General features: G+C 64.1%; 11 protein-coding genes. 4 read left to right on the forward strand and 7 right to left on the reverse strand.

Translation table 11 applies throughout. The features are described 5' to 3' along the window. Positions 1-145: 145 nt before the first annotated feature. A complete protein-coding gene (locus QOC89_RS29400; RefSeq protein WP_323048253.1) occupies positions 146-484 on the forward strand; it encodes a hypothetical protein in 339 nt (112 codons plus the stop codon). 15 nt (positions 485-499) lie between these two features. Here the strand turns inward: QOC89_RS29400 and QOC89_RS29405 are convergent, their stop codons facing one another. The 7 genes from QOC89_RS29405 to phnG form a co-directional block, all read right to left on the reverse strand. Next, positions 500-1,633, reverse strand: a complete 1,134-nt coding sequence (locus tag QOC89_RS29405) for an alpha-D-ribose 1-methylphosphonate 5-triphosphate diphosphatase (protein ID WP_323048254.1) — start codon at positions 1,631-1,633, stop codon at positions 500-502. Positions 1,634-1,727: 94 nt separating this feature from the next. Continuing rightward, positions 1,728-2,495 (reverse strand): phosphonate C-P lyase system protein PhnL, encoded by a 768-nt coding sequence (phnL, locus tag QOC89_RS29410; RefSeq protein ID WP_323048255.1) that lies wholly within the window; start codon positions 2,493-2,495, stop codon positions 1,728-1,730. Between the two features lie 8 nt (positions 2,496-2,503). After that, a complete protein-coding gene (gene phnK / locus QOC89_RS29415; protein WP_323048256.1) occupies positions 2,504-3,274 on the reverse strand; it encodes a phosphonate C-P lyase system protein PhnK in 771 nt (256 codons plus the stop codon). Beyond that, complete coding sequence (locus QOC89_RS29420) at positions 3,271-4,194, reverse strand: alpha-D-ribose 1-methylphosphonate 5-phosphate C-P-lyase PhnJ (RefSeq protein ID WP_323048257.1); 924 nt, start codon at positions 4,192-4,194, stop codon at positions 3,271-3,273. Before QOC89_RS29420 ends, phnK begins: the two co-directional genes overlap by 4 nt. Then, complete coding sequence (locus QOC89_RS29425) at positions 4,191-5,336, reverse strand: carbon-phosphorus lyase complex subunit PhnI (RefSeq protein WP_323048258.1); 1,146 nt, start codon at positions 5,334-5,336, stop codon at positions 4,191-4,193. The genes QOC89_RS29420 and QOC89_RS29425 overlap by 4 nt, the downstream gene beginning before the upstream one ends. Next, positions 5,336-5,959 carry a phosphonate C-P lyase system protein PhnH gene (phnH, locus tag QOC89_RS29430; RefSeq protein ID WP_323048259.1) on the reverse strand — a complete coding sequence of 208 codons (624 nt, stop codon included), beginning with the start codon at positions 5,957-5,959 and terminating at the stop codon, positions 5,336-5,338. The genes QOC89_RS29425 and phnH overlap by 1 nt, the downstream gene beginning before the upstream one ends. Continuing rightward, complete coding sequence (gene phnG, locus QOC89_RS29435) at positions 5,959-6,444, reverse strand: phosphonate C-P lyase system protein PhnG (protein WP_323048260.1); 486 nt, start codon at positions 6,442-6,444, stop codon at positions 5,959-5,961. Before phnG ends, phnH begins: the two co-directional genes overlap by 1 nt. Positions 6,445-6,625: 181 nt before the next feature. Between phnG and phnF the strand changes: the two genes are divergently transcribed. Genes phnF through phnN form a run of 3 tightly spaced genes read left to right on the forward strand, consistent with a single transcriptional unit; the run spans position 6,626 to position 8,660 of the window. Then, the gene (gene phnF, locus QOC89_RS29440; RefSeq protein WP_323048261.1) at positions 6,626-7,384 is read left to right on the forward strand and encodes a phosphonate metabolism transcriptional regulator PhnF; all 759 of its coding nucleotides are present in this window, start codon (positions 6,626-6,628) and stop codon (positions 7,382-7,384) included. After that, on the forward strand, positions 7,381-8,103 hold the full coding sequence (locus QOC89_RS29445) for a DUF1045 domain-containing protein (RefSeq protein ID WP_323048262.1): 723 nt from the start codon (positions 7,381-7,383) through the stop codon (positions 8,101-8,103). Before phnF ends, QOC89_RS29445 begins: the two co-directional genes overlap by 4 nt. Positions 8,104-8,105: 2 nt before the next feature. Next, the gene (gene phnN / locus QOC89_RS29450; protein WP_323048263.1) at positions 8,106-8,660 is read left to right on the forward strand and encodes a phosphonate metabolism protein/1,5-bisphosphokinase (PRPP-forming) PhnN; all 555 of its coding nucleotides are present in this window, start codon (positions 8,106-8,108) and stop codon (positions 8,658-8,660) included. Positions 8,661-8,692 lie beyond the last annotated feature (32 nt).

Here is an 8,692-nt window from a genome sequence, read left to right on the forward strand (position 1 = left end):
TGGTTTGAAGCGGACGAACCGGAGCGCGTGCCCCTCTCCACCTGACGTGGTGCACTCCCGCGTTTCAATCGATATGTTGCGGTGCAGCACGTTACGTGCTTTTCGGCTATAGTCGGGTTACGGCATATGTCCAGAGAGGTACAGAATGTACGACGCCGAAATCGCCGCCACCCTCCTGAATCGTTGGGCCACCCGTTCTTCCACCACTGACTTCGCCGCCTATCTCGAGTTACTGCGCGAAGGCAACCTCAGTTTCACCTTTCAATCCGGACACGTGCGCGAGGTGGGCGTTGAAGCTTGCCTGGAAGCGGGCATTGAATCCGGCGTCCGGGCGGGTACTGAAGCGGGGAGCGCATTCAATATCGAATCCCTGGTCTTTGGCGACGGCTCACGCACGCTGCGTGTCGAAGCGCCCGACCAGACACCCCGCTGGACGCGCTGGGCCGCGGTGGAACCGCTGCTGCCCGCACCCAGCGAGACCTGAACACCCCGATGAATGTCAGACGATCCGCACGCCGGCGCGATACGTCGCGCGTGGCACCGGCAGCGTGTCGAGCATCGTGACGCGCACGAAATCCGCACGCAAACCCGTTTCGATCGCCCCGCGGTCATGCAGGCCCGCTGTGCGAGCCGGCTCGGCGGAGACGGTCGCCATGGCGCGCGGCAGGGTCCAGCCGGCTTGACCGACCAGCTCGAACACGGCCGTCATCAAACTGGACGGCACGTAATCCGACGACAAAATATCGAGCAAACCGGCCTTCGCCAGTTCGAGCGCCGATACGTTGCCCGAATGGGAGCCGCCGCGCACGATATTCGGCGCCCCCATGATGGTCGAAATGCCGTGCTCGCGGGCCGCCTCGGCAGCGATGCGAGTGGTCGGGAATTCGGCCAGCACGATGCCCTCGGCCTTGGCCTGTTCGACGTGCTCGATCAGCGTGTCGTCGTGGCTCGCCACCGGAATGCCGAGCCGCTTGCAGCGCGCGACGATCTCGCGGCGGTGCGCATCGGCATAACGTTCCTGCTCGACCGACAGTTCCACCAGCGCGGTCGCGACGTGTTCGTCAGTCAATTTGCCGTTGCGTTCCTGAAAGCGCCGCCATTGTTCGCGATCGTGCCATTGACGCTGGCCGGGCGTGTGATCCATCACCGACGCAAGCCGCAGCAACGGATGCGTGCACAACGAATCGAACACCTCGACCACATCGGCGGTGGCGATTTCGCAGCGCAGATGCAGAAAGTGTTCGGCGCGCAGCAGCTTGCGCTGGGAGAAGCGCGCGAGGGATTCGGCGCACTGCGTTTGCTGATCGCGCCCACGCAGCCCTACTTTCGAGCGTGAGCCAATCGAGAGGGCGTCGAACACCGTGGTGATGCCGGCCGCCGCCACTTGCGCGTCGTGGATCACAAAGGCGGCATCGGTATTCCATTGCACGCCCGGACGCGGCACCAGATGCTTTTCGAGGTTGTCCGTGTGCAATTCGATCAGACCCGGCAACAGATAGTCGCCGTCCCAATCTTCCGCCTCGTGCGCCGAGGTCGTGCCACGCTGGACGTCGCGAATCACGCCGTCTTCAACGCGTACCACGCCGGTAAATACTTCATCTCGCGTCACGATGCGAGCGTTCCTGATCAACATCGACTTGCTCCGTAGTCTGTTCCGGGTGTTGCAGCGCAGTGCTTCGACCCGGTGTTTCAGCTCATTGGTTCAGTTTAGTGCCGTTCCGCGTCGGTTAGTGACGCAGCGGCGGCTGCAGTTCGAGGCGGCGCGTGGCCACCTTGTTGCGGGTATCTTCGTCGTGAAAGATGCCGACGATCGCCGCGCCACGCTCGCGTGCCTCGACGATCAGATCGGCCACCACGTCGCGGTTCTCCGCGTCGAGCGAGGCCGTGGGCTCGTCGAGCAGCAGCAGCGGATGCCCGGCGATCAAGCCACGGGCGATGTTCACGCGCTGCTGTTCGCCGCCGGAAAAGGTGGCGGGCGCGAGCGACCACAGCCGCTCGGGCACGTTCAACCGCGCCAGCAGCGCGGCGGCGCGGTGACGGGCTTCGTCTTCCGCCACGCCGCGCGACAGCAGCGGTTCGGCGACGAGCGTCAGCGTCGGCACGCGTGGAATCACGCGCAGAAACTGGCTGACGTAGCCGACCACGCCGCGGCGCAGACGCAGCACGTCGTGCGGCTCGGCGCCGGTGAGCGACACCGGTTGCCCAACATCGGCCGCCGCGTCGCGAATCGCAATGGAGCCTGTACTGGCCAGATAATTGCCGTACAAACAGCGCAGCAGCGTACTCTTGCCGGCGCCTGACGGCCCGACCAGCACGACACACTCGCCGCGTTCGACATTGAGCGACACACCCGCAAGTGCTTCGATCTGGACGCCGCCCTGGCCATGCAACGTGAAGGTCTTGCCGATGCCGACCGCGCGCAGCATCAGTGCGTTGTTTTCGCTGAACGCGCGTTCAGCGGCGTGTGATTCCTTGCTTGTTTCAATGGATCGCATTGTGAGCCTCATACCGGCAGAACCGAGGAAACCAGCGTTTGCGTGTACGGATGTTGCGGATCGTCGAGCACCTGGTCCGTCAGACCGGCCTCGACCACTTCACCGCCTTGCATGACCATCAGGCGATGGGCCAGCAGACGCGCCACGCCGATGTCGTGCGTCACGATCAGCACCGACAGATGCAGTGTGGACGTGAGCGTGCGCAGCAGATCTAGCAGACGTGCCTGCACCGAGACGTCGAGACCGGCAGTCGGTTCGTCCATGAAGACGAGGCGCGGACCGGTGACGAGATTGCGCGCGATCTGCAAACGCTGCTGCATGCCGCCGGAAAACGCCGCCGGAAATTCGTCGATGCGGGCGGCGTCGAGTTCGACGCGCTCCATCCACTGCGTCGCCGTGTGGCGAATATCACCATAGTGGCGGGCACCGACGGCCATCAAGGGCTCGCCGATGTTCGCGCCGGCGGACACGCCGCTGCGCAGGCCGTCGCGCGGATTCTGCTGCACGAAGCCCCACTCGGTGCGCATCAACAGACGCCGGCGCGGTTCGGACAAAGCGAGCAGATCGAGCTTCTCGCCATGCGTGGCCGTGTAGTGGAGCGCGCCGCTATCGGCTGCGGTTTTCAGGGCGAGCGTATTCAGCAGCGTGGTCTTGCCCGAGCCGGATTCGCCGACGATGCACAGCACTTCGCCCGGATACAGATCGAAGCTGACGTTCCTGCAGCCGTTGCGGCCGCCAAATTGTTTGGTGAGCGAGCGGGCGCTCAACAGCGGTGTCATGCGGTTTCTCCTTTGCGCGCTTCATATGAAGGCAGCTCGAGGTCCTGATCGCCGCGGCGTTCATGACAGTAGTCGCTATCCGAGCACACGAACATGCGCTTGCCGGCGTCGTCGACGATCATTTCGTCGAGGAAGCTTTCCGTCGATCCGCACAGCGCGCACGCGTGCTGCCACTTCTGTACTTCGAACGGATGATCGTCGAAGTCGAGACTGCGCACGGGCGTGTACGGCGGAATGGCGTGAATGCGCCGTTCGCGGCCGGCGCCGAACAGTTGCAGCGCGGGGTTCATATGCATCTTCGGATTGTCGAATTTCGGAATCGGCGACGGCGAAGTCAGATAGCGGTGGTTGACGATCACCGGGTAGTCGTATGTGGTGGCGATGCTGCCGTGATGCACGATGTCCTCGTACAGCTTCACACTGATCAGCCCGTAGTCGGCCAGTGCGTGCAACTTCTTGCATTCGGCGACGCGTGGCTCCAGCCGGAACAACGGTTCGGGCATCGGCACCTGGTAGACCAGAATCTGCTTGTCGGTGAGCGGCGCTTCGGGAATCCGGTGGCGGGTCTGGATGATCGTCGCTTCGGTCGTGCGGCGCGTGGTCGCCACGCCCGTGGTGCGCGCGAAGAAGCGGCGAATGTTGACGGCGTTGGTGGTTTCGTCGGAGCCCTGATCGATGACCTTCAGCGTATCGTTCTTGCCGATGATCGCCGCCGTCACCTGAATGCCGCCCGTGCCCCAGCCGTATGGCAAAGGCATTTCGCGCGAGGCGAACGGCACCTGATAGCCCGGCACGGCGACCGCTTTGAGCACCGCGCGGCGCAGCATGCGCTTGGTCTGCTCGTCGAGGTAGGCGAAGTTGTAGCCGTCCGCGGCGCTGTCGTATGAAGCGGTGGCGAGAGAGGTGTCCGGCGCGTTCATGCGGCTTGCTCCTGCTGATCTTGATCCTGGCCTTGATGTTTATCCGCTGCGGCGTGTTGTTCCCGCAAGCGCCGCACGAGTTCGAGTTCGGACTGGAAGTCGACGTAGTGGGGCAATTTCAGATGCTGAACAAAGCCGGACGCTTCCACGCTATCGCTGTGCGAGAGCATGAATTCGATGTCCTGTGTCGGCGAGGCGAGCGTTTCGCCCAGTTCTTCGGCGCGCAACGCGCGATCCACCAGCGCCATCGCCATCGCCTTGCGTTCCGAGTGGCCGAACGCGAGGCCATAGCCTTGCGTGAAAGCGGGGGGCCGCTCGCCGTCGCCGGCGAACTGATTGATCATCTGGCATTCGGTGATGTCGATGTCGCCGATTTCGACCGCCTCGCCCAATTCGTCGAGTTCCATTTCGACGGCGATCGTGCCAAAGCGGATCTCGCCGGCGAACGGATGCGTATGCGCGTAGCCACGTTGGGTGGCGTAGCCCATGGCGAGCAGGAAGCCTTCGTCGCCGCGAGCCAGATTCTGCAAGCGCGTGGCGCGGCTCGCGGGAAAGGCGAGCGGTTCGCGCGAGAGGTCGCCGGGTTCCGGCGCGTTTGGCGTGGGGCGCTCCTGTTCGATCAGGCCTTCCTTGTCGAGCAGCGCGACCACGCGCGGCATGGCTTCAGCTTCGGGCTGTGCGGTTTGACTGGAACAGGTCGTTGCGGCCGCATCGGTTCCGGCATCGCCATCGCCTTCGGCGAGCAGTGCGAAATCCAGCAGACGCTGCGTGTAATCGTAAGTCGCGCCGAGCAATTGCCCGCCGGGCACGTCCTTGAACGTCGCCGAAATGCGCCGCGCCACTTGCATGGCTTCCGTGTCGATCGCTTGCGTGTAACCGAAACGCGGCAATGTGGTGCGATACGCACGCAGCAGAAAGATCGCCTCGACCAGATCGCCCGCGGCCTGTTTGATCGCGAGCGCGGCGAGTTCTTCGTCGTAGACCGAACCTTCGGTCATCACTCGCGCAACGGCGAGACGCAATTGCTCGCGAATCTGCGCGACGCTGAGTTCGGCCAGCCGCGTGTCGCCGCGGCGCGCCTTGTCGAGCAGACGCCATGACGCTTCGATCGCCCGTTCTCCACCTTTGACGGCAACGTACATCAGTTCACCTTCGCTTGAGTTGTGCGCGGCAGGCCGATCAACGTATTGCCGCAGACCAGATAACAATCGACGCCGCACGGAAAGAGCGGCGCGAGGGCGGCGCGTTCACGCCAGAAATGCTCGGGCAGGCCGACCGGTGCGATCGTCTGCGTGTGCTGGATGCCGGGGCCGCTCAGTACGACCGGCGCGCCACCCGTCAGCGCTTCGACACGGATCAGCAGCGTCACCGACTGCTCGGGCGATTCCGCCGCGCCAAGCGCAAAGCTTTCCAACGCCGGCATCGCGCTTGCGTCGTGGATATAGGCGAAGGCTGCTTGCTCGGGTTCGTCGACGAGCGGCGCACCGGTATGAAAGCGCAGCGCCGTACTCAATGCCGTATCGGGTTGCGCGAGCCATACGGGCGTGGCGTAGTCACACAGCGTCAGCAGCGCGGCGAAGGCGGCGAGCTCGGCCTGCGTGGCCCGCACCTCCGGCAAACCATGTTCGACCACGCCCACCGTGCCGGGACGCGACAGCGCGTCGAGCAGGGTGCGGAACACCGCTTGAGTGTCGTGCACCGGGTCTGCGAGACCCGGTGTCAGCGTGGACAATGAAGAAGCCAATGCAATCCGCGAGTTTTCCATCAGTCGCCCCTGACCATCGTGAAGAATTCAACGCGTGTCGCCGCGACGTCCTGCCTGCGTTCCACGCGTTGCGCGGCTTGCTGTACGGCAAGCGGCTCGATCAATTGCCGGTGTAAGTCGGCGTGATGCTCGGGCATTTGCAGCAGCGCATCTGCCAGAGCAGCCAGTTCTGCGCGGCGGCGGTCGCGGCCCAGATGACAGGCAACGCCGACGGTGGCGTTCGCGTCACCCGTGACGCGCAAACGCAACGTGGCGCGCGTCACGGTGGCTTCGCCGAGGTTGAACGGGTCGCCGCTGCCGCCGACGCGGCCGCGCACCATCGCGAGGCCGATTTCGGGTGGCCGCAGCCAGTCGTAGGCGGGCGCCGGGACGCCTTGCAACGCGCGTTCCAGCGCGGCTTCGAGATCGGCGCGCGGCGTGCGGGCCAGCACGGCCATCCATGCGCGCCGCATGGCGGAGGAAGGCGAGGCGGAAGTAACACTCATCGAATTTCCTGTTGATCCAGCGAGTGGAGATTTGACCATCTATTCATCTAAACGTCTAGACGTTTAAAGGTATGCTTGCGGAGCGTTGTCACGCATGGCCGCCGTTTCACATTTCCATCACGGCTTGCGCACTACAATGCACGGCATAGCGAATATTTGAACCCAGGGGAATGACAGCACCATGACATCGAACGACAACGCGAATCCGGGCACCTTGCTCGAACGCGGCGCGGGCGTTGCGGTCTGGCGGCAGATCGAACAGATTCTGGCGACGGAAATCGCCGCCAGCGGCTTCGGCGAAGAGGGCCGTTTGCCGAGCGAGGGCGAACTGGCCAAACGCTTCGACGTGAACCGGCACACCGTGCGCCGGGCCATGCTCGGTCTTGCCGCATCGGGCCTCGTCAGCGTCGAGCAGGGACGTGGCACGTTCGTGCAGCCCGGCGCGATCGACTATACGATTGGCCGCCGCACCCGGTTTACAGAAAACTTGCGGCAACAGAATCAGGCGGCGGCGGGCACGATGTTGTCGGCCGTGCGCGTGAAGGCCGAGCCGAATGTTGCGAAGGCGCTCGGCCTGCGGGCGAGCGCGTCGGTCTACCGGATCGAGACGCTGCACGAGTCGGACGGCGTGCCGCTCACGTTCGCGCGCAACTGGTATCCGGCCGCGCGCTTTGCGGACTTGCCGGAAGTGCTGGAACGCACCGGCAGTATCACCCGGTCGCTGGCTGAACTCGGCGTGCGCGACTATCTGCGCAAGTGGAGCCGTATCGGTAGCGTGTTGCCGGAACCGGAAGTGGCGCGGCGTTTGAATATCAACCGGCAGCAGCCGGTGTTGTGGGTCGAAAACGTCGACGTCGATCTGCAAGGCACGCCGATCAAATACGGTTTTACGCATTTTGCGGCCGACCGCGTGCAACTGCTGGTGGAGCACGACGTATGAGCGGCGCGGTATGGAGCACCGAGGCGCGTTTTGCGTTGTATTACGCACCGGCACGCGAATCGGCATGGTGGCAGGCGGGTTCGGCGTGGTTGGGACGTGACGCGCAAAGCGGTGAACGATGCGTGCCACCGCAACCGCCAGCCTTGCGGCGTGCTCTGGCCGATCTGACCGAAGCGCCGCGCCGCTATGGTTGGCACGGCACACTGGTCGCGCCGTTTCGTCTTGCAGAAGGGGTCACGCAGCAACACGTGCTCGACGCGGCGCGCGACTGGGCTGGTACGCAAAGTCCATTCGCGTTGCCTGTCGAAGCCGCGACGCTCGGCGATTTTGTGGCACTACGTCCTGCCGATCCCGATGGCGAAGCGAATCTTCGTCACGTTGCAGCCAGTGCGCTGCGAACGCTTCACCCATTGCGCGCGCGGCCTTCCCCCGCCGATCTCGCGCGCCGTCTCGGCGCGCCGTTGAGCGAACGGCAACGCGCATTGCTGATCGAATGGGGCTATCCGTACGTCTTCGACGAGTTCCGTTTTCATATGACGCTATCCAGTTCGCTTGCGGATGCGGATGAGCGCGCGCTGCTCGTCTCGTGGTGGCAGGCGCAAACGCCCGCGCTCGGGCCGCTCGCTATCGATCACGCGGCGCTCTTTGTCGAACCCGCGCCCGGCGAGCCGTTCATTTTGTGGCAACGTGTGCCATTTCAGACCCGTGAGGTGAAGTAACAATGTCAGGCCGTTTGATCTACGTAATGGGGCCGTCCGGCGCGGGCAAGGATTCCTTGCTGGGTTTTGCGCGAAGCCGCCTGGCGGGCGAGCCGATTCTGTTTGCGCATCGCTACATCACGCGGCCGAGCGGCAACGGTGAAGAGCATGTTGCGTTGAGCGTCGAAGAATTCGCGGCGCGTTCGGTGCTCGGTCTGTTCGCGCTCGAATGGTCGAGCCACTCGCTGCGCTACGGCATTGGTATCGAACTCGACGCATGGCTTAAACGCGGTTGCACGGTTGTGGTCAACGGATCGCGTCAGCATTTGCAGCATACGTTGGCGCGTTATCCGCAGACGGAGGTCGTTCTTGTAGACGCCGCGCCGCATATTCTCGAAGCCCGGCTGGGCGCGCGGGCGCGGGAGTCGGCGGAGCAGGTGGCGGCCAGACTCGCCCGGCGGGCACCGTTTTCGTTGCCGGAAGGACTGCGCTGTACGACGATCGACAATTCCGGGCTGCTGGAAGACGCGGGACACGCGCTGATGGCTTTTTTGCAGGCGCAAGCCGACGTTCGATAAAGTAGCTGCCGTAGAGTCTGAGGTGCATCGAA

Source organism: Paraburkholderia sp. (assembly GCF_034668105.1).
GTDB lineage: Bacteria > Pseudomonadota > Gammaproteobacteria > Burkholderiales > Burkholderiaceae > Paraburkholderia.

What these genes read in the sequence shown, in the direction of transcription:
- QOC89_RS29400 (WP_323048253.1), top strand. Translation starts at nt 146, where the DNA reads ATGTACGACGCCGAAATCGCCGCCACCCTCCTGAATCGTTGGGCCACC.
- QOC89_RS29405 (WP_323048254.1), bottom strand. Translation starts at nt 1,633, where the DNA reads ATGTTGATCAGGAACGCTCGCATCGTGACGCGAGATGAAGTATTTACC.
- phnL (WP_323048255.1), bottom strand. Translation starts at nt 2,495, where the DNA reads ATGCGATCCATTGAAACAAGCAAGGAATCACACGCCGCTGAACGCGCG.
- phnK (WP_323048256.1), bottom strand. Translation starts at nt 3,274, where the DNA reads ATGACACCGCTGTTGAGCGCCCGCTCGCTCACCAAACAATTTGGCGGC.
- QOC89_RS29420 (WP_323048257.1), bottom strand. Translation starts at nt 4,194, where the DNA reads ATGAACGCGCCGGACACCTCTCTCGCCACCGCTTCATACGACAGCGCC.
- QOC89_RS29425 (WP_323048258.1), bottom strand. Translation starts at nt 5,336, where the DNA reads ATGTACGTTGCCGTCAAAGGTGGAGAACGGGCGATCGAAGCGTCATGG.
- phnH (WP_323048259.1), bottom strand. Translation starts at nt 5,959, where the DNA reads ATGGAAAACTCGCGGATTGCATTGGCTTCTTCATTGTCCACGCTGACA.
- phnG (WP_323048260.1), bottom strand. Translation starts at nt 6,444, where the DNA reads ATGAGTGTTACTTCCGCCTCGCCTTCCTCCGCCATGCGGCGCGCATGG.
- phnF (WP_323048261.1), top strand. Translation starts at nt 6,626, where the DNA reads ATGACATCGAACGACAACGCGAATCCGGGCACCTTGCTCGAACGCGGC.
- QOC89_RS29445 (WP_323048262.1), top strand. Translation starts at nt 7,381, where the DNA reads ATGAGCGGCGCGGTATGGAGCACCGAGGCGCGTTTTGCGTTGTATTAC.
- phnN (WP_323048263.1), top strand. Translation starts at nt 8,106, where the DNA reads ATGTCAGGCCGTTTGATCTACGTAATGGGGCCGTCCGGCGCGGGCAAG.